At 65.9% G+C, this 24,792-nt stretch carries 22 protein-coding genes; 1 reads left to right on the top strand and 21 read right to left on the bottom strand.

Annotated features, from left to right (window positions below; all coding sequences use genetic code 11):
- Positions 1-141 precede the first annotated feature (141 nt).
- The 18 genes from aroF to AB1411_02075 all read right to left on the bottom strand — a co-directional run bounded on the left by aroF (position 142) and on the right by AB1411_02075 (position 18,396).
- Complete coding sequence (gene aroF / locus AB1411_02160; GenBank protein ID MEW6542394.1) at positions 142-1,005, bottom strand: 3-deoxy-7-phosphoheptulonate synthase; 864 nt, start codon at positions 1,003-1,005, stop codon at positions 142-144.
- Positions 1,006-1,092: 87 nt separating this feature from the next.
- Entirely contained in the window at positions 1,093-2,202 is a 1,110-nt protein-coding gene (locus AB1411_02155; GenBank protein ID MEW6542393.1) for a Gfo/Idh/MocA family oxidoreductase, read from the bottom strand.
- Positions 2,203-2,333: 131 nt separating this feature from the next.
- Positions 2,334-3,452, bottom strand: coding sequence for a hypothetical protein (locus AB1411_02150; protein MEW6542392.1), 1,119 nt, complete (start codon positions 3,450-3,452; stop codon positions 2,334-2,336).
- 18 nt (positions 3,453-3,470) lie between these two features.
- Positions 3,471-4,889, bottom strand: coding sequence for a methyltransferase domain-containing protein (locus AB1411_02145; protein MEW6542391.1), 1,419 nt, complete (start codon positions 4,887-4,889; stop codon positions 3,471-3,473).
- A gap of 237 nt (positions 4,890-5,126) precedes the next feature.
- Positions 5,127-5,849 carry a flagellar brake protein gene (locus AB1411_02140; GenBank protein ID MEW6542390.1) on the bottom strand — a complete coding sequence of 241 codons (723 nt, stop codon included), beginning with the start codon at positions 5,847-5,849 and terminating at the stop codon, positions 5,127-5,129.
- 98 nt (positions 5,850-5,947) lie between these two features.
- On the bottom strand, positions 5,948-7,186 hold the full coding sequence (locus tag AB1411_02135; protein ID MEW6542389.1) for an HD-GYP domain-containing protein: 1,239 nt from the start codon (positions 7,184-7,186) through the stop codon (positions 5,948-5,950).
- A gap of 41 nt (positions 7,187-7,227) precedes the next feature.
- Positions 7,228-7,707: a flagellar assembly protein FliW gene (locus tag AB1411_02130; protein MEW6542388.1), complete on the bottom strand. Its 480-nt coding sequence runs from the start codon at positions 7,705-7,707 to the stop codon at positions 7,228-7,230.
- Between the two features lie 9 nt (positions 7,708-7,716).
- Entirely contained in the window at positions 7,717-7,950 is a 234-nt protein-coding gene (csrA, locus tag AB1411_02125; protein ID MEW6542387.1) for a carbon storage regulator CsrA, read from the bottom strand.
- Between the two features lie 56 nt (positions 7,951-8,006).
- Complete coding sequence (gene flgL, locus AB1411_02120; protein ID MEW6542386.1) at positions 8,007-10,424, bottom strand: flagellar hook-associated protein FlgL; 2,418 nt, start codon at positions 10,422-10,424, stop codon at positions 8,007-8,009.
- Positions 10,425-10,428: 4 nt separating this feature from the next.
- The gene (flgK, locus tag AB1411_02115) at positions 10,429-12,456 is read right to left on the bottom strand and encodes a flagellar hook-associated protein FlgK (protein ID MEW6542385.1); all 2,028 of its coding nucleotides are present in this window, start codon (positions 12,454-12,456) and stop codon (positions 10,429-10,431) included.
- 17 nt (positions 12,457-12,473) lie between these two features.
- The gene (locus AB1411_02110; GenBank protein MEW6542384.1) at positions 12,474-12,992 is read right to left on the bottom strand and encodes a flagellar protein FlgN; all 519 of its coding nucleotides are present in this window, start codon (positions 12,990-12,992) and stop codon (positions 12,474-12,476) included.
- 64 nt (positions 12,993-13,056) lie between these two features.
- Positions 13,057-13,359, bottom strand: coding sequence for a flagellar biosynthesis anti-sigma factor FlgM (flgM, locus tag AB1411_02105; GenBank protein ID MEW6542383.1), 303 nt, complete (start codon positions 13,357-13,359; stop codon positions 13,057-13,059).
- A gap of 63 nt (positions 13,360-13,422) precedes the next feature.
- Complete coding sequence (locus tag AB1411_02100; GenBank protein ID MEW6542382.1) at positions 13,423-13,830, bottom strand: rod-binding protein; 408 nt, start codon at positions 13,828-13,830, stop codon at positions 13,423-13,425.
- 52 nt (positions 13,831-13,882) lie between these two features.
- Entirely contained in the window at positions 13,883-15,022 is a 1,140-nt protein-coding gene (locus tag AB1411_02095) for a flagellar basal body P-ring protein FlgI (protein ID MEW6542381.1), read from the bottom strand.
- Positions 15,023-15,077: 55 nt separating this feature from the next.
- The gene (locus AB1411_02090; GenBank protein ID MEW6542380.1) at positions 15,078-15,731 is read right to left on the bottom strand and encodes a flagellar basal body L-ring protein FlgH; all 654 of its coding nucleotides are present in this window, start codon (positions 15,729-15,731) and stop codon (positions 15,078-15,080) included.
- A 169-nt stretch (positions 15,732-15,900) separates the two neighbouring features.
- Positions 15,901-16,644 (bottom strand): flagellar basal body P-ring formation chaperone FlgA, encoded by a 744-nt coding sequence (flgA, locus tag AB1411_02085; protein MEW6542379.1) that lies wholly within the window; start codon positions 16,642-16,644, stop codon positions 15,901-15,903.
- A gap of 40 nt (positions 16,645-16,684) precedes the next feature.
- Complete coding sequence (gene flgG, locus AB1411_02080) at positions 16,685-17,476, bottom strand: flagellar basal-body rod protein FlgG (protein ID MEW6542378.1); 792 nt, start codon at positions 17,474-17,476, stop codon at positions 16,685-16,687.
- A 152-nt stretch (positions 17,477-17,628) separates the two neighbouring features.
- Positions 17,629-18,396 (bottom strand): flagellar hook-basal body protein, encoded by a 768-nt coding sequence (locus tag AB1411_02075; GenBank protein ID MEW6542377.1) that lies wholly within the window; start codon positions 18,394-18,396, stop codon positions 17,629-17,631.
- 320 nt (positions 18,397-18,716) lie between these two features.
- Between AB1411_02075 and AB1411_02070 the strand changes: the two genes are divergently transcribed.
- Positions 18,717-20,360, top strand: coding sequence for an HD domain-containing phosphohydrolase (locus AB1411_02070; GenBank protein MEW6542376.1), 1,644 nt, complete (start codon positions 18,717-18,719; stop codon positions 20,358-20,360).
- Between the two features lie 33 nt (positions 20,361-20,393).
- On the opposite strand, the gene AB1411_02065 is transcribed toward AB1411_02070, so the two are convergent.
- From AB1411_02065 to AB1411_02055, 3 genes are all read right to left on the bottom strand, one after another.
- Positions 20,394-22,742: an EAL domain-containing protein gene (locus AB1411_02065; GenBank protein ID MEW6542375.1), complete on the bottom strand. Its 2,349-nt coding sequence runs from the start codon at positions 22,740-22,742 to the stop codon at positions 20,394-20,396.
- 389 nt (positions 22,743-23,131) lie between these two features.
- Entirely contained in the window at positions 23,132-23,872 is a 741-nt protein-coding gene (locus tag AB1411_02060; GenBank protein MEW6542374.1) for a FliA/WhiG family RNA polymerase sigma factor, read from the bottom strand.
- 24 nt (positions 23,873-23,896) lie between these two features.
- Positions 23,897-24,787 (bottom strand): MinD/ParA family protein, encoded by an 891-nt coding sequence (locus AB1411_02055; protein MEW6542373.1) that lies wholly within the window; start codon positions 24,785-24,787, stop codon positions 23,897-23,899.
- Positions 24,788-24,792: the final 5 nt, after the last annotated feature.

Raw genomic sequence — 24,792 nt, 5'->3', positions numbered from 1 at the left:
AGTGGTCTGTGGTTGGTGAAGACTTTGGGGTGCTCTCATCACCGACCACCAACCCCCAACCATGTTCATGCCGTTACTCAGCTCTTGCCGTGCAGCATCCAGCGTCCATCGCTCATCGTTCAGCATTCAGCGTTCATCCTTCTAAATTGTCCGGCCCAGCACGCCGGCGATGGCCGACACCTGCTCCATGAGCCGGCCGAACGAGCGGTAGTCGAGCGCCTGGAGGGGATCCACCGCCGCCTGCTCCGGAACCGGATGGACATCGATCAGCAGGCCGTCTGCGCCGGCCGCGACGGCGGCCCGGGCGATCGGCGGCACGTAGTCGCGCTTGAAGGTCGCGTGACTGGGGTCCACCACCACGGGCAGGTGGGTGAAATCGCGCACCGCCGGCACCACCTGCAGGTCCACGATGAACCGGGAGGTGGGCTGGTGCGTGTGGGGCGCGGCGATCCCCCGTTCGCAGAGGACCACGTTCCGGTTGGCGTTGTAGAGGAGGTACTCGGCCGCTCCCAGCCAGTCCCGCAGGCTGGCCCCGTAATGACGCTTGAGCAGGACCGGCTTCCCGGTCTTGGCCACCTCTTCCAGCAACGGAAAGTTCTGCATGTTGCGGGCGCCGATCTGGATCATGTCCACGTGGTCGGCCACCAGCCCGACGAGCCGTACGTCCATGACCTCGGAGACCACCGGCAGGCCCGTCTTCTCCCCCGCCTCTTTGAGATAGGCCAACCCCCGTTCCCGCAGCTCGAACATCCGCTCGTTCCGGTACGGAAAGGTCAGGGGCTTGAAGGCGCCACCCCGGAGCAGCCTGGCGCCGGAAGCCTTCACCCGGGCGGCGATCTCGACGACCTGATCCCGGCTCTCCACCGCGCAGGGCCCCGCCATCACCGCGACCTGTTCCCCGCCGATCACGACCGATCCGACGCGGACCAGGGTCCGCTGATCCGGCTCCTGCTTGGCGACCAGGCGGAGGTTGGTTTCCAGGTCCTTCTGGCTGATGTCTTTCATACGATCCTCGTGACGGGTGACAGGTGACGGGTGACGAACAAGTCAGAAAGGACCGCGCTGCACCTGTCACGCGTCACGCTTCACCCGTCACGTCTTTGCGAGGCCCACCGCCTCGCCGACCGGCTCCACCGTCGCCGGACGCCCGGACTCGGCGGACCGGTACACGGCTTCCATGATCCGAGCCAGGACCGTGCCGCTGTCGGTCACGTTCGGACTGGGGATCTCCCGCTTGGCCACGGATTCCAGGAACGACTCCAGTTCCAGCGCCACGAGCTCGACCGGCGTGACCGAGCGGAGGCGCGGGCTCGTGCATGGGCCGTGCACCGGTGTCCAGATCCCGTTCTGCAGCTCGTGACGAACCTCGAAGACCTCGACCTTGTCGATCTCGAAGTCGGCGCGGATCGTTCGCTTTTCCCCCACCAGCGTGATGTCCTTGGTCGTCATCGCGTTGGGGACCACGCGGTCCACCCAATTGCCCGGCTGGACATAGCCGGACTCCACCTTGACGACGACGCCGCTGGGGTACCGGAGCAGGACGATCGAGAAATCCTCCAGCCCCCGCCCGAAATGATCCCGGATCACCGCGTACGCTTCCCTCGGCGTCTCGCCGATCAGGTCGTTGAACAGGTCGATGAAATGGATGCCGTCCGTGTGGGTCACCCCCACGTCGGTCCGTGCCCGCTTGAACCCCATGAACTGTCCGGAGAGGTAGCGAAGCGCCCCCAACTGGCCCAGGCGGACCTGCTCGCGGACGTACTTGGTGATCGGGTGGTATCGGTAGTAGTAGCCCACCTGAAGGATTCTGCGGCTCCGCTCGACCGCTGCCGCGATCCGGTCGGCCTCCGCGACCGTCATGGTCATCGGCTTTTCGACGAACACGTCCTTGCCGAGCTCCAGCGCCTCCTCGCAAATCTCTGCATGGCTGTCGGAGGGCGTCACGATGTCCACGATGTCCGCCTGAGGGAGGAACTGCCGATAGTCGCTCGAGAGCCGCTCGGGAGGGATGCCGAAAAGGTCCTGCGCCTCCTTGAGCCGACCCTGGCTCAGATCCGCCACGAAGAGGTCGCGGACCCGGCCTGTCTGGGCCCAGGCCCGCAGGTGATTTTTTCCGAACCCGCCCAATCCGATCTGGAGAATCTTCATGACGGCCTGCTCCCTTCGATGGAGGTTCTTGTGGGCGCAGACGCTCCATTCCAAGCCCCATGCCAGGGTTGGGCGAGGTGAACCGTCAGGAAACTCGGTGAGTTATGGACGTTCGGATGGGTGGGAGTCCCGGTCTCGGCAAAGACTGCCTGGTAGACGGGCAGGAACGGCCTACGAACCTTGCGCTACCAGGCTGCCCATATCTGCTCGATGAGCCGACGGTAGAGATCAGGCCCGTACCGTCCGGACCGCTCCAGGTCGTCACGGAACAGCTTGTGGAACAGGCAGTCCGCGATCTGGCAGATCCTGATCCCCTTGCCGTTCATCGTCCGGTGCCCGGACCTGTGGGCCTGCCGCAGCAGGACGGACTCGGCCGGGGCGGAGACGCAGTCCACGAATCTGACTGACTCGGGGACCATCCCCATCAGCCGGGAGGACCGCTCGAGGTTGGCGGAGATGTCCGGCAAGGAAGCCCGGTACCACTGTTGGTAGAACTGGACCGAGTCCTTGGCCAGGTCCCTGGGCAGGCTGACCGGGTTGGCCGGCGCAAGCGCCGAATAGGGTTCCAGACAGGTCATCATCCCGTCCGGCAGGGTCCAGAACCCCGCTTGCCCCTTGGTGGTGGCATTGATGATCAGGCCGGCCAGAGGAGCGACCGTCTCGAGAGCCGTCTCGTCCAGACAGGTGACGTTCAGGCAGGAGGGCGCGAGCGCCCGTGCGAGGGTCTCGGCCTTCTCCCTGGTCCGGTTGGCCAGGTACAGATGGCCGGGACCGACCGCTTGGGCCAGCGGCCAGGCCAGGGCTCTTGCCGTGCACCCGGCGCCCAGGAGCAGCACCTTCATGCCCGCGAGACCCCGGGACTCTTCGATAAAAGACGCCGGCTCGTTGTACCGAGGGCAGAGCAGGCAGGCCAGGATCCCCGCCCCCTCGGCGTTGGACCCGATCAAGCGTCCCCCTTCGGTTCGCACGATCGTGTCCACGACTCCGATCCGGCTGGCTTGAGGTTCGACCTCGTCCAGCAGAGGGATGATCGTCTCCTTGTAGGGGGCGACGACGTTGAACCCCTTGACGTGGTCACAGGCACGGGCTGCCTCAAGAAACCGGGGCAGGTTCGCCGCCGCAACGTCGAACGGCTGGTACCAGGCGTCCACGCCCACGCTGCGGAGTGCGGGGTTCCAGACCGACGGGGCCTTCGCGTCTCTGGACGGCTCTTGGCCGAGCAGGCCGGTGAGCCACCGGACCTCTCGGCTCCGCCGGTCCAGTCGGTTGGTCAGGCACTGCTGGATGGACTCCAACGATGACATGCCGGTTCTGCACGGGCACTAGCCGCCGTGTCCCTTGGCCGCGCCCCGCCCCGAACTGGTGCAGACCGGCGCCTCCGCCTGCGCGCCTCCGGAGAGGTTCAACGTCCCGAGGATCTCCCGGTACACCCAGGGCTGCCAGCACCGGGCCGATCTGGTGACGTACAGGGTCGTGGGGGCCTGGAGGCGCTGCCGGAGCGCCGCCGGCAGATCCGGCTTGGGGCCCACCAGAAGGCTGACCTGCCTGGAGAGCCAGAGCGGGCTGAGATCGACGATCTCCAGGGTGCGTTTCGCCAGCACGGGATCGGCCTCCCACACGAACAGGTGCTGGCCGTCGGTCAAACGCTCCGCGAGCGCGGTGGCCAACTCGCCGGAGCCGAGCCCGAGTTGCACGAAGCCGCTGGTGGAACCCGCCGATCCCGGCGAGGGACTCCTGTCGCCGTCCTGTTCCCCCCAACGGACGACCTCGATCCGCTCACCGGAAGCCGTCCGCCCTTCGATGCCCACGAGGCACCGCCCGCTCCGGCGAACGACGAAGCCGTCCCGCTCCGCCGCCTGGCAAAGCCCAGGCAGCACCCAGGACTGGGTCTCGGCCAGTGCCGCCAGGTTCCAGCCGAGCACGTCCGTCGAGCCGGGCCATTGCAGGACCCGGTACATCTGCAGGATGGCCTCGGGATCGTCCAGGGAATGGTCCCCCACCCAGTCGGCCGGTCTCGCGAGGATTCCCTGCTGCATGTCCCCCTCGTAGCCTTGGGTCTGGATCGTGCGAAAGCCGCTGCGGGCCAGGACCGTTTGCAGGGTGCCGGGGCTGTAGAGGCGTACATGGCTCCCGATCAACAGTTCCCGACGGAGCCGCTCCGCCGGAGGCGGATCGAGCAGGTTGACCGAGGAGACGAAGAGGATCCCGCCCTCCTCCAGGTAGGGCCTGACGGCCCGCAGGATCGGAACCGGATCGGGGAGCGTCTCGACCACGCGCTGGAGGAGGATCACCGAGAACTTTCTGTCCGATGAAAGGGTGGAAAGGCCGGCCCTCTGACCGGGCCGGCGCCACGTCAGCGCGGTAGGCGCCACCTGCAAAAGATCCCAGCCCTGTTCCCCGAAGGCCAGCAAACCGTCGGCTTCCCATCCGATCGCGAGCGCGGTTCGGCTGCCGGTTCCCGCCTCGACCGCTTCCTGCAGCCGCTCGGCCAACTGCCACCGGCCGGCCTGCCGTGCCGTTCCCCCGCGAACCCTGGTACGCCACAGGCCGGTCTCGAGCTGGGCCAGGTCCTCCTCGTCCGGCATGGGGTCCTGGTAGACGTGGCCGCACCGGTCGCAGATGACGAACCGGACCGTGGCGTCAAGCCGGTTCGCGAGGCGGGCAAACACCGGGTCGGACCCGTAACAGGCCAACTCCCGCCGCTTCCCCGCCCCGCAGATCAGACACCAACCGGCCTGCATCAACCCTCCTTAACGATGAACGATGAATGCGGAATGATGAACGAAGAGGTGCAAAGGAGACGTTCGGCGTTCATCGTTCTGCATTCGGCATTCATCGTTCCGTGTAAGGGCACACTCGGCCCTTTCCGGCTGAGGTTATATCGTCACCGGCCGAGGGGAACTTGAGGATCGGTGGAGGTGCGAAAAGAGGTCGGTTGGGAGAGCGGAGGGCCCGCGCGAAGCGCCGGCGGAGCCGGGCTAGCTCCCGTCGCCGGCATAGGCCGGAGTGTGCCGCTGGGCCACGTACTGTTCGATGGCTTTTTGAACCGTGCCGCCCCAACCGCGGAACTCGATGTACTCGGTTTGATAGAACTGGAACTCGATCCCGACGAGAAGCTTCCCGGACCGGGGCGACAGGTTCTTGACGACTCCGGTCAGATGCGAAATATGTCCGATCCCCGGCAGATCGAATTCCAGCTTCAACGCGGTTCCGGGGGCGAGGCCGGCGACCGGCTCGGTGATGGCCAGGCGGCAGCCGGCCACGCTCAGGTCGTGCAGCACCGCGATCACCGGGGACTCCGGGAACGGCGACGTGAATCCCGAATGCTCGCGGGCCCGGGTGATGGAGACGGGCTGGCTGAAGGGCACGCGCGGATGTTTGCGGAGCAGGATCTCCTCGATCCTGGTCGGATAGCTCAGAAAGAGCAGCGGCTCCGGCGAGAACTGGCCTTTGCGGATCTCGCTCCGGTAACCCACCACCTTTCCCGAAATGAGATACCGGACCACGCAGGGCGTCCCGCTGCGGAAATCCACCGCCCGGCCGTTGTGGAACGGCAGGTCGCTGATCAGGAACGAGGGCTCCTTCCATCCCAACAGGGTCGCGCAGCATTGAAGCTCCTCCCGATTGCTCGGGATCATGAGCTGCAGCAGAACCCCTACGCTCAGGAGCCTGGAAGGTGCGTCGTCCGGCGTCGTCAGCACGGCATCCCCTGTCACACGTCGTCCGAGCCGGGCCCACCCCGGCTCTCCGTCCGTCTATCGGCTTGTCGCCGAGCCGGCTTGAGTTCCCTCCCGCCCGGTCACGCGGCGGGCTTTCCGTCGCCCATGTAATCCGCGACCTTGATGCCGAACTCGTGGGGATCCAGCGCCTTGACGATCGTCCTGGGGGAATCCTGGCCCTGAGTCAGCAGGTCCAGAACCGTGGGCGTCATGACCCGTCTGGCGTTCCCATCCCGGATCAGCAGAAGTTTGGGGGTCAGGGGCTGGTCCTGATAGATCTGGGTCACGATCCCGACCTCTCCGGTGTTGAGCAAGACGCAGGATCCGACCGGATACACGCCGACGCACTTGATGAACCGCTCGACCAGCGGCGGGTCCAGGTGCCCCTGCTGCCCCAACTGGTAGAGGAACTGGAGCGCCTGCGACGGCGGCATGGCCTTGTGATAGACGCGGTCGCTCGTGATCGCGTCGTAGATGTCCACCACGCTGCTGATCAGCCCGAACAGGCTCAACTCGTCCCGCTTCCGCTGGTACGGATAGCCGGTGCCGTCCACCCGCTCGTGGTGCTCCAGGGCCGGCTTGATCGCCTCCTCCCTGAGCCCGGTCGTCTTCGAGAGGATTTCGGCGCCGCGGAGCGCGTGCTGCTTGATGATCTCGTACTCGAAGCTCCGGAGCCGGTCCGGTTTGTTCAGGATGTTGAGCGGAATCTTCATCTTGCCGACATCGTGCAGGAGCGTGCCCATGCCCAGAAGGTGGAGGGTCTGGCGGTCCATGTCCAAGCTGCGGCCCAGCCCCAGCGCCAGAACCGCCGTGTTCACCGAGTGGAAAAAGGTGTACTCGTCGAAGCTCTTGAGGCGCGAGAGGCTGATGAGGGCGTCCGAGTTCCGCAACACGCTGTCCGCCAGGGCGTCCACCACCCTGCCCACCGCGTCGGTGTTGATGTCCCGCCCCATCCGGATGTCGTACATGGCCCGCTGGACGATGTTCTTCGCGTCCTGGTAGGTCTTCCTGGCCACCTGCAGCTCGTCATCGAAGGAGGTGGGCGCGGTGGGGTCCACGGGGACCGCGGGCAAAACCGGGTCGTCCGGCGCGGCCTCCACGATGGATTCGAGGCCGACGTGGGCGAACTTGTCCACGTCGACTCCCCTCTCCGTGTCGATCTCGACGTAGTGGACGCCGCAGCTTTTCAGCGCGTCGATCTGGTCGGCCTTGGTGATCGGCATCTTGTGCCGGAGGAATGGCGTCTCGAGCCAGGACTTGTCCACTCCGACCATGTACATGCCGACGCTGAGCCGGCTCACGGGAATCCGCTTCTTCATTTCCCCCTCTTCATGTCGATCCTGGGAACCCCCTTCCGGGCCTAGGGACGCCGCGTTCCACAGGCCAGAGGCTCAGCCGCCGCATCCCGCACCGCTTCGTCCGGGAACAGCGGATACCGGGTCGGATACTCGTCACGCAGGATGACCTGCTTGGCCAGGCGGCTGCGCTGGTTCACCACCACCGGCCCCTGAAGATTCGCGGTGATCCGCCGCGGGTCGCCGGGCGGGATCGTCAGGATCACGAAGAGACTCAGGTTCTCCGTCTCGACCGGCCCCAGCTCGGCAATGTCCTCAGGAGCGAGCACGGCCCGGTAATCCGGCCGGAACAGGGTCGGCACCATGATCACGAAGGCCAACCCTCCCTCGTCAACCGACTGAAGCCACTTGAACGGCGCCTCCCGATCGTGGTCCAGGATCACGTACCGGGTGGCGCGCGGAAACCCGATCAGGCCGGACGGAAAGGTCAGCAGCATCTCTTCCCGGACTTCGATCTCGCCGAACCGGCTGGTGCGAACCTTCACGCTTCCTCCTCAGGGACTCGGTCTTCGCAGTTGCTTCAGCGCCTCCGCCGGAACCTCTCGAATCGCCGCCGCCTTCCGGTTCTCCTCCACGATCTTGGCGTAGATCTCGTCCCGGTGGATCTGCACGGTGGGCGGGGCTTGGATTCCCAGCCGCACCTGTCCGGCCTTCACTTCCAGCACCACGACCCGGATGTCGCTTCCGATCGTGATGCCTTCCCCCAACTTCCGTGTCAGGACCAGCATGACCGCCTTCCCTGGCTGGACGTGGATATTGCCTTATTCTTATCGGTCGTTCCTCGTTACAACTTCAGAAAATTCAGCAGCGAGGATTCGAAGATCCGGCTCCCCGCCTGGGCGATGGCCTGCAGCGCGTACTGCTGTTCGCTGAGCTCGGAGATCACCTGGACGAGGTCCGCATCCTGGTTCTCCTTGAGGGCTCCGGACACCAGCTCCTTGATGTCCTGGAGGCTGCCTTCGATCGTGTCCAGCCGGTTCGTCAAGGCGCCGATCTCCCCGCGGGCCTCCGACACCTGCTGGATGGCGCTGTCCAGGTCGTCCAACCCCTGCCCGATGCCGCCGCCGAAATTGCCGTTGAGCGCGGCCGTGATGCTCTTGACCGCCGCGAACAGATCGATCGTCGCCCCGCTGAACACTTGATTGCCCGGCAGGTTCGTCTTCAGGGTCTGGTTGTCCCGCACCTCGATGGCCTGCAGTCCTTCGTTGCCCTGGTACTGGACGCCGCTCTGGACCCGGAAGATGTCGCCCGAGGCCGGGGCGCCCGTGTTGGTCTTGATCGAGATCCGGAGCCCCTTGAAATCGATGCTCCCCCCCGACGCGTAGGTCTGGTTGGCGAGCACGGTCTCCACGTTGTGTCCGACCGCGAACACGTCCCCGTCGTGCGGCGCCCCGCCGGCCGTGCGGAGCGCGACCCGCAATCCGTCGAAGTCGATGTTCGCGTCGGATTCGTACGTCACGTTCCCCGCGTCGAAGTCGCTCACGTCGGTGCCGCCGTTGGCCACGGTGGAGTCTGTGGCGTCGAAGCCGAGCAGGGAGGCGGCGGTCGCGCCGGAGTTCGACCAGTTGAAGGTCACGGCTCCGCCGGTCGAGTTGGTGATCGTGAACGACCGGGCCGGCTTCGTGCTGGCGGTCCCGTAGGCCACGCTGTAGCCGCTTCCCAGCTTGCTCTGGATCTCCGAGGCCAGCTCGGCCCCGGTGTAACTGCCCGTGGCGAGCGTGATCGCGCTCCCTCCCCGGTAGATCGTGTTGTTGGAGGAGGTCACGTTGAAGATCGCGGACCCGACGGTGGAATCGTAGACGTAATGCTGGAGGGTGGCCCCGGACGTCGCCGTGGCGTCGTTGCCGGTGGCGGTGGACCCGACCGCCACCGAGACCGAGCTGGCCGCGAATCCGAGCAGGTCCTCGGCGGTCGTCGCCGAATGGTCGAACGAGAGGGTCAGGGCGCCGGCGTTGCCAGAGTCGTTTTGGATCGAGAACTTGCCCGTGGACGCCTCGTAGGACACCGTGTAGGTGTCCCCCCCGCTGGCCGCGTTCATCGCGGTCTGGAGCGCGCTGGCCAACTGGCCGCCCGTGTACGTGCCGGCGGTCAGCGAGATCGTGGTGGCGGCCCCCGAGCCGGGGGTGAACCGGAGCGCGTTGTTCGAGCTCGTCACCGTGTAGGTGTTCTGGACCCGCACCTCGTAGGAGTCTCCCCGCACCAGCGAGGGGTCGTTCACCCCCGCGTTGCTCACCGCCGCCCCGCCCGTGTTGTCCTCGTCGGGGGTGACGGTGACCGGCCGGGACACGTTGTAGACGTTGAAGGCCGTGGCCGAGCTGAACTTGACGAGGTAGTCGTCGAACGTGACCGCGGCCGGCTCGATGACGCGGCCCTGCGCGATGACGGCTCCGCCCGTGTTTCCCGCATCGGCGCTGGTCTTGGCCTGGAGCGCGAAGGCCGACTCGCCGGTCGTCCGGCTTCCTCCGTGGAACCCCAACGCGGAAAGGGCGAGCCCGCTCGTGACCTCCACGGTCGAAGAGCTGCCCGTGCTGTTGGAGGCGACGACGAGATGGTCGGTGTCGAACGTGACGGCGACGCTCTTGCCGGCGGCGCTCAACGTGGCGTCCGCGTTGATCTTGCTCTGGAGGCGGGAGGCCAGTTGAGAGCCGGTCAGGGATTCGGTCGTGGAGGTCAAGTCGATCGTCCCGGAGGTTGTCCCGTCCACCGACACGACCAGCGTATCGGTGCTCCCGTTGGTCAGCGTGACCGGTGCGGTGATCGCGAGGCCGGTCGCCCGGCCGTGCGTGCTGGTGCCGCTGAAGAGCGACTCCCCGTTCAGCTTCGTGTTGGCCAACTGTTGCAGCTCGAGGAGGATCTGGCGGACCTCCTTGGCCCCGGTCGCCCGTTCGGAGGCGCCGACCGTGTCGTCCCGGAACTGCACCGCCAGCTCCTTGATCCGGGTCAGGAGGGTCGCGACAGAGCCCAGGGTCGTGTCGGCCGTCTTGAGCTTGGTCCCGCCGAACTGGACGTTCCGCAGCCGCTGGTCCGCCACGGCCAGCGCCGCCTTGTCCGAGACGATCCGGTCGAAGGTGGTGGGATCGTCGGAGGGCCGGAGTATCCGCTTCCCCGACGAGAGCTGTTCCTGGGCCTGCAGGGCCTTGTACCGCGCCCGCTGGAGGTTGCTCAGAAAGAGCTGGAACATCTGAAATTCGGATACGCGCATGGCGTCACCTGCCGAGCGAAATGAGGGTCTGGAGCATTTCGTCCGTGATCACGATGAGCCGCGACGCGGCCTCGAACGCCCGCTGGAACTGCATCAGGTCCACCAGCTCCTCGTCCAGCGAGACCCCCGAGACCTCCGAGCGGAAGGTCTCCAGTTGTCCGTGCACGATCTCCTGGGACCGGAAGTCCCGATCCGCCTTCTGGGCCGTGGCCCCGAGGTTTGCGGCGGTGACGCCGTAGAAGCTGCTGAAGGTCGTGCCGTCCAGGGCGTCCAGGGACTTGCTCTTGAGCGCGACCAGAGAGAGGACGGTGGCGTTGTCGGACGGGACGCCGGCCAGCGACGTTGCCGCCGCCACCTTGTTGCCGCTCGTAAGGCTCACGGCCATGTTTTTGGCCGAGTCCTCCCGCGAGTTCACCGTGAACACGTCGCTGGCGGCCGGCGTGCCCGTGACCGTGACCGAGAGCCCGTCGAGCGTGAACGTCTGCGGCGAGCTGTAGGTGCCAGAGGCGGCCGTGCTGGTTCCGCTGGACAGGCCCAGCGTGGCCCTGGCGGTCCCCCCGGTCACGTTCACGGCCGACGTCGAGGCGGTCGAGTTCGAGGTGATGACGAAGCGGTTCGTCGTCGTGTCGTAGATCACCGTGACGCTCTTTCCCGCCGCGGACAGGGTCGCGTCCGCGTTGATCTTGGTCTGCAGTTCGGTGGCGAGGGCCGACCCGCTGGTGTATGCCTGGCCCGGAGAGGCGGCTCCGGTGAGCGTGATCGTGCCCGAGGCGGTCCCGTCCACGCTCACGGTCAGGGTGTCGTTGGACCCGGTGATGATGTAGGCGGGCGAATCGGCGGAGGGGGCGGTGATCGCAGTCCCCGCATAGTTGCCCTTGATGTAGGTTCCGTCGGTGGCGTCCTTGATCTCGTAGGCGGTGGCCGAGGTGAACGTGATCGTGTAGTCGTGGAAGGTCAGGAGGCTGTTGGCCGTGATCGCCCCGCTCCCGACGCTCGCGCTGCCGGTGTTCGTCGTCTTGGCCTCGGCCGTGACGGAGAGCGGATCGAAGAAGTCGTTCCCGGTGGACCCGTCCAGCCCGTAGCCCAGGCGGTGAACCTGGTTGACTTCGTTCACGAGCGAAGCGGCCAGCTTGTCCAGCGAGGTCAGGAGGCCGGGAATCGTGCTGTCCCTGGCGTCCAGCAACCCCTTGAGCCGGCCGCTGGTGATCAGCGAGGAGATGTCCGTCTGGTTCGTGCCGCCGGTGTCGTAGCCCACCGCCAGGAGGCCGTCGTTGGCCGCCGAGGCCACCCCGACCAGTTCGCGGACCGTGCTCTGGGAGATCAACACCTGCCCGCGGCCGACGAAGACCGAGAGGCTGCCGGACGAGTCCTCGAAGGTCGAGACCTCGATCCGTTCGGCGATCTCGTTGAGGAGCGTGGTCCGCTGGTCGCGCAGGTCGTTGGCGTTCTGCCCCCTGTTCTCCGCCTCCACGATCTTCGCGTTCAGGTCCGCGATCTGGGAGGCCCGGTCGTTGATCTCGGAGATCGTCTGGCTGACCTGGCGGTCGAGCGCCTGGCGGTTGGCGGTCAAGTCCGTCTGCGCCCGGTTGAACTCCTGGCTGAGCGTGGTCGCCTTCGAGAGCAGGACCGTCCGGGCCGTGAGGTCCGAGGGGCTGGTGGCGACGTCTTGGAGCGCATTGAAGAATTCGTTGAGTCTCGCGCCGATCCCCTGGTCGTTCGCGTCCCCGAACAGCTCCTGGATGCGGAGCAGGCTGCTCCGGTAGACCTCGTAACGGCCGAGCTGCTCGTGGGAGGTGGTCAACTGGCCTTCAAGGAAGGTATCAATGGACCGCTGGATCTGCGTGACCGTGACTCCTGTGCCCGCCTGCCCCGGACTGCCGTCCATGGGGCGCGCTTCGGCAAAGACCGCCTTCTGCCTGGCGTAGCCGGGCGTGTTGATGTTGGCCACGTTGTGGCCGGTCACCGACAGGGCCTGCTGGCTGGCGAACAGCGCCGACCGCCCGATCTCGAACAGATTGGATATTCCCGACATGTCTCGCCCTCCTGCGCTCAGCCCTTGCGGGCCAGCGTCGGCTCCCCCGGTCCTTGCACCATTTGCAACAGGCCGGCGGCGGAATAGAGCGGCGTCGCCGGATTGACCCGTCCGGCCGACAGCCCTCCCTCGAAACAGGCCAGGGAATGGGCGATGACCATGCCGTTGAACTCGTTGGCATCCCCCAGCTCGGCAAGGGCCCGGTTGAGCGTGTCACGCATCCGGAGGAGGGCTCCCGCCTCCCTGGCCTCGACCCGCTCGGCGATCGCACGGAGCGTCAGTTGGTCCGCCTCGACCGACCATTCCCGCGCCAGTTGGGCGATCACCTCTGCCCGTTGCCGCTCGATGGCTCCGAGGGTCTCGAGCAGCGTGAGCTTCGCGCTGGTCGCGGCGGCCATTCCGTCGGCCGACAGGGCCTTGATGGCGTGCCGCTCCCGCTCCAGGACGGCCAGAAAGGCTTCCAGGCCCTGCTGCTCTTTGGCCAGGACCTCGACGAGCTGCTCGATGAGAGGGGCTGTCAAGAAGGTGGTAGACATGGGCTCTCTCCTCGCGGACGGCAGGGCCGGCCGGCCCTGCCGCCTCGCGGGAGAGGCGCGACGGTCAGAGGACGGCGTCGGTCAGCACGTGTCGGATTAAGGCATCGGCCACCTTGCGGCCGCTGACATCATAGGTTCCGCTGTCCACGGCCTGCCGCAGTCGCTCCACGTGAGCGGCCCGCGCCGTGTCCGGCTCATTGACCAGCGACTTGATCCGCTGGATCTCCTTGGCCTGGTCGGAAATGTCGACCTGATCCTGCTTGGGTGTGGACCAGGCCTGGGACTTCCCCGTCGACCGGTCCGAGTCCTGGACCCCGAGCAGCAATTTGGCCAATTCGTGAGCGTGACCATGACCCGAGATTTCCATCTGTTATCCTCTCGCCACCGGCAAGACTGGCTCGGCCCATCGAACCCTTCCGCGCCAGATGCTTCACCGGCTCGCTCCTGGTATCGGCTGATTCGCCCCAGGACTTGAGAGGTTTTTTTGGCCGGATGATGCCGGTTGTTGCCCGTACTCCCCCAGCAGGAGGGCCCCGAACCCCAACCCGCCCCGCTCTGCAGCAAGCCGGCCGATCTCCTGGTCATAAAAGTAATAGAAGTACTGCCCCCCCTTGTTTTCGACGAGCCCCTTGGGGACGGTTTCCCTCATGACTTTCATCAGATAGGCGATGAAGTAGCTCTCGAATTCCTTCGCGGCCTTGGGGAGGTCGACCTTCTCCCGCTTGGCCGGATCGTTAGCCGCTTCAAGCGTCAGGACCAACCCTTCGGCTCTGGCCCCGAAGCCGATATCGGGCGTCGTCACCGGGTGGAGCGGCAAGTATCCGAGATCGGTGCCCATCGCGTCCCCTTGGAAAATATCGAAATCGTCACATTAACTATGCTGTTCAAATCTATATGATTTCTAGATTTGCCTGAAGCGCTCCTGCGGACTTCAAGGCGGAGAGGATAGCCACCAGGTCGCGAGGGGTCACTCCCACCGCGTTCAAGGCCCGGACGACCTCCCCCAGCGTCACGGTCTCGTCCACCACCATCAACCGGGCCGGATCCTCCTGCACCTGGGTCTCCTGGTTCTGGATGACCTCGGTCTTCCCCGCCGCGTTCCCGATGAGAGGGGCGCTCGGCTGGGAGACCGAGACCGTGTCCTTGACCGTGATCGTCAGGTTGCCGTGCGCGATCGCGCAGGTCGAAAGCCGGACATATTCACCGAGCACCACCGTGCCGGTCCGCTCGTTCACCACGACCTTGGCCGGCACGTCCACCGAGACCTCCAGCCCCTCGATCGTCGCGATGTACTGGACCACCCGGCCCTGGAAGCTGGCGGGAACGGCCGCGCGGACCTGCCCCGCGTTGACCGGGGCGGCGGAGCCGGGCCCCAGCAGGTTGTCAATGGCGTCGGCTACTCGAATCGCCGTCGTAAAGTCCGGCTGCCGCAGGACGATCGAGACCGAATCCCAGGACTCGATGTTCACCGCCACGTCCTTTTCGACGATGGCCCCGTTCGGAACGACGCCGGCCGCCTGGTGATTCTTGATCACCGTGCTGCTCCCGCTGTTGCCGCTTCCGCCTCCGCTGCCGCCCAGGAATCCCCCGATCGAGATCGGCCCCTGTGCAACCGCATAGACCTGCTGGTTCGGAGCCTTGAGCGGCGTGAGCAGCAGAGTCCCCCCCTGCAGGCTCTTGGCGTTGGCCATGGAGGAGACCACGGCGTCCACGGTCTGGCCCGGCCTGGCGAACGGCGGCAGCTTGGCGGTCACCATCACCGAGGCGATATTTCTGGTCAGCAATTGGATGGGATCGATAACAAGATTGATGCCCATCTTGTTGAGCATGGACATCATGGCCTGCACCGTGAACTGGCCGCCGATGACTTGATCGCCGGTCCGGTCCAACCCGACGACGAGCCCGTAGCCCAGCAGTTGGTTCTCACGTACTCCCTCGATGCTCGCAATGTCCTTGACCCGGGCCGCTTCGGCGGACCCGGCGAGAAGCACCCCGATGAGCACCAGCCCTGCTAGCCGCTTGCAGTTCATCCTGTCCCCTCGTTCGTCATCCTTCACGGCTCGCGTCTCACGTTTCACGTCTTCCTCAGAACGGATAGATCCAGTCCAACACCCGCACGAGCCACCCAGGCCGCTGAACGTCGTTGACCACGCCGAGCCCCGTATATTCGATCTTGGCGTCGGCGATGCGGGACGATTTCACCCGGTTGGCCGTGTCGAGGTCCACGACCCTGACCACGCCGCTGAGGACCATCGTCTGCTTCTCGCTGTTGACCGTCACCTCGCGGCGCCCCTCGATCCTCAGATCACCGTTCGGCAGGACCTCGATCACGTGAGCCGACATGGTGCCGGTGAGGGTGTCTTCCCGGCTCGTCTCGCCCTTTCCCCCGAACTTCCCCTTGGAACTGCCGTCCACCCCCAGGCTGGTCGCCAAGCTCTTGTTCAGGAAAAGCGCGGGAATGCCGGCCGTGAAGACGCTGCCGCTTCCCGAGAGGCTGCTCGCCAACGTTGACTCCCGCTCCGCCGTCGTGTCGGCGCTCTTGGAGCCCTTGTGCTTTTCCTCGATCACGATCGTGATCACGTCTCCGATCCGCCTCGCGCGGAGATCCTCGTAGAGGTACGCCCGGCCGTTCTCTTCCTGCCAGAGTGACCCGACCGTCTTGGGCGGTGGAAGGGGCGGAAATGCGATCTGCGAGCTGACCGGCGGCGGACTCGCGCAGCCGGCGGACAGGAGAAGCAAGAGTAGCGTGGCGCATGACGCGTGACACGTGACAGCCGTTGGACCATGGTTGGGGGACGGTGGTCGGTGGTCAGCGAAGGGCGGAGCTCCGGAATCTTCACCGGCCACTGACCACCGACCATGCTTTCTGCCGTCACTCACCACTCGTCACCCGTCACCTGTCACGCAGTTAAAATTCCACCCGCACGACACCAGGACCGATGACCCGGGCGCGGACTTCCTTCCCGGAGTCCAGGTTCGTGACCGCGATGGACTGCCCCACCGAGCCGGCGGCTTTCGTCAGACCCGCGGCCTGGATCAGGAGTCCCCCGTGCTTGGCCTCGATCGTCACCCGGTCCCCCCGCTTGACCACGTAGGGCAGCGCGAGGGCCGACAAGCGGACCGGCTGGTCCGGCTGCAGGTAACGGAGCGCGCGCTTGCCGACGACCGTCTCGACGTCCTTCATGAAATCGTGCATGGCCACCGGCAACTGGATCCTCGTCACCGCAAGGTCCTCGGCCTCGATCGTCTCGTCCGGCCTGATGGGACGTACCGGCGTCACGACGTCCGCGCGCGCGGTGACTTCCGCGGTCACCCTGACGGTCTCGACCTCTTTCCGGTCCACCGCGACGCCCACCTCGAAAAGTTTCTTCCCAAGCGCCCGATCCTGACCGCGCGGGATGACGTGCAGGTCCAACGAACCGGCTGGAACGGAAAATGGCTCCAGCGGGCTCAGCACCTGCACCTCGACCTCGTCCGCCTTGCTCCCGAGCTGCCGCTCCAGATACTGGAGGAGGACCGCCCGGACCTGCTCCACGTTGACCGACTGGGTCACCGCGCGAACCGGAGCCGGGGACTGACGGGGCTTGTCCGGTTTGGCCTGGACCGGATCCGAAGCCGATAACCAGGCAACGACCGCCAGCCAGAGAGCCATTCGTATCATCTCTTGTCCCCCCACCGGATCAGTCCCAACGCTACCGCCTGACGTTGTTCGCCAGCCCCATCATCTCGTCCGCGGCCTGGATGGCTTTCGCGTTTACTTCATAGCTCCGCTGCGCGATGATCATGTTGACCATCTCCTCCGCCAGGTTCACGTTCGAGCTCTCCAGGTATCCCTGCTGGATGAGGCCGAATCCGGTCGAGAACCCGCCGGTGCCCTGGATGGGCGGACCGGAGGAAAAGCTGTCGAGGAACAGATTGTTGCCCTGGGCAATCAAGCCGGAGGGATTGTCGAACCGCGTCAATTGAATCTGTCCCACCTGCGAGGCCTGGGTCACGCCGGGCAGCAGCACCGAGACGGTCCCGTCCTGCGCGATGTCCACCTTCAGCGTGCCGGAGGGGATGGTAATCACGGGATTGAGCTGGTCGCCGTCGCCGGTGACGAGGTTCCCGACGTTGTCCCGTTTGAAGGAGCCGTTGCGGGTATACATGATCGTGCCGTCCGGCCGGGTCACCTGGAAGAACCCCGGTCCGTCAATGGCCAAGTCCAGCTCGTTGCCGGTCTGCCGCAAGTTCCCCTGGATCCATTCCTTCGCCACCGTAACCGGCCGCACCCCGCCGCCGACCTGCATGCCGACGGGAAAGACCCCGATGTTGGACGAATTGGTGCCGGGCATCCGCTGGATCTGGTACATCAGGTCGGCGAACTCCGCCCGGCTGCGCTTGAACGCGTTGGTGTTGACGTTGGCGAGGTTGTGGGCGATCGTGTCAATGTTCAACTGCTGGGCAGTCATGCCGGCCGCCGCGGTCCACATGGCTCTGATCATTTCCGACCTCTTTGCGATTCAGGTTCGATGACGACCATGGTTGAGCCTTCAGTCATTCTTCGTGACGGGTGACCAGTGACGCGTGACGGGCAAGATTCACCAATCTTTCTTCTCCGGCACTCGTCACCTGTGACGCGTCACCTCTCACGTCCTTACGCCACCCGGCCCACTTCCTCGATCGACAGCTCGGCCATGTGGTCGAACGTCTGGATGATCTTCTGGGCTGACTCGTAGCTCCGCATCACTTCGATCAGGTTCACCATTTCGGTGAACGGGTTCACGTTGGACTCCTCCAGATACCCGGACAAGACGTTCGGATCCTTCACCGGCTTGCCGTTCTCGCCCACGAAGAGTCCCTGGCCGACCGACTGGAGCGGCTTATCCTTCGGGAATTCCACCACCGTGATGCGGGCCACGGCCTCTCCGTCCACTTGGATCGTTCCGCCGCTCACCACCCGCACCTCTCCCGGCTTCAGCTTGATCTCTCCCTTGTCCCCCATGACCGGATGGCCGGTCGCGTTGAGCAGCCGCCTCTGCTCGTCCATGTGAAACGAGCCGTTGCGGGTGTAGAGCGGGCCCTGCGGGGTCATGATCTCGAACATCCCGTCCCCCTGGATCGCGAGATCAAGGGGAACCTTGGTCTGCCGGAGCTGCCCTCCCGAAAAGTTCGTGTTGAGCTCGATCGTCTGGACGAACACCCGCTCGGCCACGCCCTGGGGCCCCGTGACGAACGGTTGGAAGGTCGGGCCGCCGGACGAGCCGGACTGGAAGAGCCCCTGGCTCCCCAGAACGGAAGCGAAGACCGGCTCCACCCGCTTGAAGCCGTAGCTGTTGACGTTGGCCATGTTGTTGGAGAGCACCTGGATACGGTGCTCCTGGGCCAGGGACCCTGTCAGGACGGGATAGACTCCCCTGTTCATGCGCCCTCCCCAAGCTGCCTGTCCGGAAAAAGCAACCTGCGTGCCATTGTCCGGACAGGGCACGGGCGTCGCCGCCGCTTCAATCGCGCATCATTAATAGGGAAAGTCGGACCGACGGAGGAACCCGTTTCCCCGCCGGTTCGGACGACCGGGAAGAATTTGCCTTCCGGGAAAATCCTGTCGGACGACCGGGCAGGAACGGCTGGGCTGGCGTTTCGAGGGACTCGGCTCAAGACCGATCAGGAATGACCGATAAAGGCATGGCGGATCGGGGATCGTCGCGTCCCCTGCCCCACCCGACTGCGAAGAGGAGCCGTGACATGGAGGCCTTGCATCCCGGACCAGATCAGGAGCCGGCCTCGCGCGACCCGCTCACCGGACTCTACACCAGGAGTACGTTCGAGCAGGCCCTCGCGGCGCGGCTCCGGACGGTGTGCGACCTGGCCGGCACGGCCGTCGTGCTGCTGGCCGTGGACCGTCTCGACTCCATCAACGAGACCTTCGGCCAGGACGTCCGGGACCGAGCGGTCGAATTGCTGGGTCGCGTCGTCCAAGACTCGCTCGCCTCCCGGGACCTGGCGGCCAGGTACGGCGAAGGGACGATCGCCCTGCTCCTGCCCGAGACCACGCCGACGGAGGTCGAGGCGGTCGTCGCGAGGGTCCAAGCCGGCGTCCAAAAATCCAACGAACGCGGGGGCCTGCCGGTCACACTGCAGCTCCGCGTGGGAACCGCCTTCGGCCGCAGCCAGGCCGATCGCGACCTCCTCAGTTCGGCCGAGCGCGCGCTTGGAACCGGACTTTCTCCGGCCGGGCACGAACCCCCGGCTTCATCCGTGAATCGCCCCCCCTCGTCCCTCTTGAGCCTGCCGGCGCAGGACGAGGCGGTCATCCTCATCGTGGACGACCATCCCCACGTCACCAGGCTCGTCCAGGAGATCCTGGCCGGGACCGGGGCCGTCACCCTGGCCGCCCCTGACGCCGGCGAGGCGTTCCGCCAGCTTCGCAGCCGCATGGTGGACATCGTGATCGCCGACATCAACCTGCCGGGCATCAACGGGCTGGAGATGCTCAAAGAGATCCGGGCCGCGGATCCGACCGTGACCGTCATCATGATCACCGGCTCGCGCGATCTGGAGCTGGCCGTTCACGCCATCCGGAGCGGAGCCGACGATTATCTGGTGAAGCCCTTCACTCCGGAGGACCTCCGGGACAGCGTCGCGCTGGGACTCATGAAGCGGCAGTTGATCCTGGGCGGCAAGGCTTACCAGTCGATCCTGGAGCGCCAGGTCGAGGACCGAACGCACGAGCTGCAGCAGGTCATCCGGCACCTCGAATCCACGTACCGGGACACGCTCAAGGCGCTGGGCGCGGCGCTGGACACCCGCGACGTGGAGACGCACGCCCATTCCGAGCGGGTCGCGCAGTACGCCCTGACCCTGGGACGGACGTTGAGCATGAGCCAGACGGACTTGACCACGCTGGAGCGCGGGGTCTACCTCCATGACATCGGGAAGATCGGGATCCCCGACCGGGTCCTGCTCAAACAAGGCGCCCTGACCGAAGAGGAGTGGGTGGTCATGAAGCAGCACTCGCTCCTCGGGTATCGGCTGGCCTCCCGGGTGGACTTCCTGAAGGGTGCATCCAAGATCATCCTCGCGCACCATGAGCGCTTTGACGGGTCGGGGTATCCGCACGGATTGAAGGGCGAGGCGATCCCGATCGGGGCCCGCGTTTTCGCCGTGGTGGACGCGCTCGACGCGATCACGTCCGACCGCCCCTACCGGAAGGCCAAGCCGTTCCGTGACGCGCGCGAGGAGATCCGACGGTTCAGCGGCCGGCAGTTCGATCCCGCCGTCATCGAAGCATTTCTGTCCGTTCCGGAGCCGATCTGGAGCGGCATCCGGGAATCGGTCAACCGGCAGGCGGACCGGTCGGCGGAGGAATGCGCGGCACCCGAGATCTGAGCGAAGCCCCGCAGGCAGGAATCCGTTCGTTCGTCAGGTCGTGACGAGGGTCGGGGTCTCCTGGTCCGAGCCGTTGAGGCGCCCGCGGTCCGCGATCAACGCGGTCATCTTGCCGGCCGTCAGCGGTTGGCTGAAGTAGTACCCTTGCATCTCGTTGCACCGATGCGCCCGCAGGAACTCCACCTGCCCTTCGGTCTCCACCCCCTCGGCAATCACGTTCAGGTTGAGACAGTGAGCGAGCGTGATGATGGCCTGCGTGATCGAGGCGTCGTCCGGATTCGTGGCGATGTCCCGCACGAAGGACCGGTCGATCTTGAGCGTGCTGATCGGGAGCCGCTTGAGATACCCCAAGGAGGAATACTCCGCGCCGAAATCGTCGATGGACAGCCTGATGCCCATGCCGTGCAGCGCCCGAAGCGCGCTGATGGTTTCCTCCGAGTCCTCGATCAGCAGGCTTTCGGTCAGCTCGAGCTCCAGGCAGTGGGGGGCGAGGCCCGTCTCGTTCAGCACCTGCTGGATGACCTGGATCAGGTTCTTCTGTTGGAACTGGCGGCGCGAGAGGTTCACGGCGACCCGCAGGAGCGGAAACCCGCCCTCCTGCCAGGCCCTGGTCTGCACGCAGGCGGTTCGCAGCACCCACTCGCCGATGGGCACGATGAGGCCGGTCTCTTCCGCCAGCGGGACGAACGTGTTCGGCAAGAGCAGCCCGCGCTCCGGATGGCGCCAGCGCACCAGCGCTTCCACCCCGACCATCCGCCCTTCGTGGAAATCCACCAGGGGCTGGTAGAAGAGGACGAATTCACCGCGCTTCAGGGCGTGACGCAGACCGGTCTCCAGGGTCAACCGTTCCACCGCCTTGACGTTCATGTCCGCCGAATAGAACTGGAAGGTCCCGCCGTCCTTCTTGGCCGTGTACATCGCCGTGTCGGCGCTCTTGATCAGGCTGTCCCGCTCCCGGTCATCGGTCGGGTACAGGGCGATGCCCACGCTGGCCGATATGAAGATCTCGTGGCCCTCCAGGAGCACGGGGATGGCCACGGCGTCGAGGATCTTCTGGGCGATGCGTCCCGCGTCCTCGGACGAGGTCAGATCTTCCAGAATCACCGTGAACTCGTCCCCGCCCAGCCGGGCTACGGTGTCGCTGGTCCTGACCGATGCGGTCAACCGTGACGCAACCGCCTTCAGCAGCAGGTCCCCGATCGCGTGCCCCAGCGAATCGTTGATCAGCTTGAACCGGTCCAGGTCCAGGAACATGAGCGCGACCAGCCGGTCCGTACGGCGGGCCCGCGCGAGGGCCTGATTGAGCAGATCCAGGAACAGCCGGCGGTTCGGCAGCCCCGTGAGCGGATCGTAGTAGGCCAGGTCGTCGAGGCGCTGCTCGGCCAGCCGACGCTCGGCAACGTCCCGGGCCAGTCGCCGCGAGGCCCACAGGCCGAACCCCATCAGAGGGATCGCCAACAGGAGGCCCACCCAGCCAACCGTCCTCACCAGCCGATTGATCGGCTCATAGATCCGGTCCCGGTCGGCCCGGACCAGCACGATCCAGTCGAACCCCAGAAAGCTCCGGTAGCCGGGCATGCGCGCGAACCCGGTCAGCACCGGGACGCGGCGCGGCCCATCTTCCTCTTCGACGAAGCCCCTGGCTCCGGGCTCGGCAACGGCGGCCTGCATCACCGACGGAGTCCGCGACTCGAGCAGGCTCCCTCTCCGCCCCGTTTCTTCCATGCCGCTGATCACGAACCCCTGCGGATCGACCAGGAGCCATTCGTAGGGAGGAGATCCGTCCTCCCCCCCGGGCAGCCGACTCTCCTCGATCACGCTTCGCAGGCGATCGAACGGGATCAGACTGACCACCGCGCCCTGCATCGCCCCGCGGTCGTCGCGGACGGGGGCGGAGAAGACGACGGCTTCGCGCCAATCCGCCTGGCTCGGCAGCACCCGCGCCGTCCCCAGGTGGACACGTCCGGTCTGGGCGACTCCGAGAAACCAGTCCTCCCGGCTCACGTCGAGCCCGCGCGCCTGTGGATCGGTTGCGGCGACCACTCGCCCGGTCGCGTCGGCAACCCCGAGCAGGGCGTAGTAGCCGGAGACGCTCTGATAGCGACGCAAGACGCCCGACCGGGCCGCCTCATCGCCGGTTCGGAGCACGGGCAGGTCGGCCAGCATCCTGATGTCCGCGTACCGCTCGTACAGGATGCGGTCGAGCCGATCGGCCACCTCGGCGGCCTTTTCCGCCACCTCGGCGCCCCGCTCGTGGATGAGGGTGGACCGCAAGGACAGGAGGGCGAACGAGCCGAGTCCCAGCGAGACGAGGAACCACAGGATGAACGTGGCGGGCAAGGCCATCCCGTACCATTCGGGCGGCTGTCTGGTCTGTTGCATTGGGAGCACCGGCGTCGGCTCCTTGGGCAGAGACGAACGATCCGAAACCCTCCGGCCGCCGCCAACAATCCGCACGAGGCGATTGCAAATCGCCGACCGGACCGCTCGCCCGATTCCGCTCACCAAATTTGCCCGCTTTCTGGACGAACCTTGGGACCCCGATCGTGCCGGCGCACGCCGCCGCCCCGAGTCCCACGGGAAGGAACCGGACGGGCGGCATATGCCAGCCACCTTGTCGGCACGAAACGGAGACTTCTGAAGCGGTGAGCGCGGCGGCTGTCAACCGGACGCGCCAATAGAGAGGAACGCGAAGCAACGGGGGACAGGAAGTGACAGCCGGGGGAGAGCGGGGCAGCGCCCTCCTCGACGGCAGCAGACCGGCGGCACAGTCACAAGATGGACTTGAGCTTGGCCTTGAGGCGGAGGATTGCCTTGGCATGGATTTGGCAGACCCGCGACTCCGTGACCTTCAGGATGGAGCCGATCTCTTTCATGGTCAACTCCTCATAGTAATAGAGCGTCAGGACCAACCGCTCCTTTTCCGGCAGCTCCTGGATCGCCTTGCCCAGAATTTCGCGCACGTTCTCCGAGACCGCTGCGGACAGGGGGTCCGGGTTCTGCTCGTCGATCAGGACCCGAAGGATCACGTGTCCGTCCAGCTCCTGGGCTCCGAGGTCCTGGATGCTGAGCAGCACGGCGCCCTGCGACCGGGCCAGAAAATCGTCCAGTTCCTCCAGCGACATCTTCAGGGCGGCGGCCACCTCCTCGTCGGTGGGCGGACGTCCATATTTCCTCATCAGCTCGGTTTGGGTCCTCTGGAGCAGGGCGATGCGCTCGTGCACGGACCGGGGAATCCAGTCCATCGAGCGGATCTCGTCGAGCATCGCTCCGCGGATCCGGAACTCCGCATAGGTCTTGAACTTGGCCTCCCTCGTCGGGTCATACTTGTTCATGGCGTCCATCAACCCGATCACGCCGACGGACACGAGATCTTCCGCATCCAGGTGGGCCGGAAGCCGGAACGCCAGGCGATGGGCCATCGCCTTGATCACCGGGGTGAACTCACGGATGACCCGCTCCCGTTCAGCCTCGTTCAACGCCCCGGCCTTGCTTCCTTTCGCGTCAACCATCGGTCCCATAATGTGCCCCCTCCGTCATCCTTGCGCGATCAGGCGCTGCCAGAAGAACTGCACCGAGCCCTTGGGCGCATCCGACGCGCTCCATCGCATCACCGCGCCGGCCAGGCGGCGGAACTCGCAACTGGCCGGGGCCTTGGGATACAAGTCCGTCACCGCGCGCTGCTGCCGGACCGCCATCGGCACGTAGTCGTCCAGGGGAATCGTGCCGACATAGTCGATCGAGATGTTGAGGTACCGGTCGGCGACCAGGCCGATCTTCCGGTACACCTCGATCCCCTCCTGCGGGCTCCGAGCCATGTTGACGAGGAGGCGGAAGCGCCGTTCGCTGAACCGGATCGAAAGGACCTTCATCAGCGCGTAGGCGTCGGTGATCGAGGTGGGCTCCGGGGACGCCACGACCAGGATCTCCTGCGCCGCGACCGCGAAGTAGAGGACGTTGGAGGAGATGCCGGCGCCGGTGTCGATCAGCAGCGTGTCAATCTCCAGGGGCAACGAGTCGAATTCGTCCTGGAGCAACAGTTGCTGGTCGCAGGTGAGGGCCGTGAGGTCCTGCACGCCGGAGCTGGCCGGCAGGATGGTGATCCCGCCCGGTCCCGGCAGGAGAATGTCGCCCAGGCGCTTCTCGCCGGTCAGTACGTGCTCCAACGTGTACGTGGGGACGAGCCCCAGGAGCACGTCCAGGTTCGCGAGCCCGAGATCCGCGTCCACGACCAGCACCCGCCTGCCCTCGCGCGCGAGGGCGATCGCCAGGTTGGCCACGACGTTCGTCTTCCCGACCCCCCCCTTTCCGCTGGTCACGGCCATGACCTGAACCGCGCCGGCCGGGAGCGTCGCCTGGAGCCCGCCCGTCATCCTCCGCAATGTCGTCGTTTGATCCTCCACCGTCTCTCCTTTCTGGATGCTCATCTCTG

The organism is Nitrospirota bacterium (assembly GCA_040757595.1).
Taxonomy (GTDB): Bacteria; Nitrospirota; Nitrospiria; order Nitrospirales; family Nitrospiraceae; genus JBFLWP01.
Note: the sequence above shows the minus strand (reverse complement) of the source record. Positions and strands in the feature narration are given on the sequence as shown.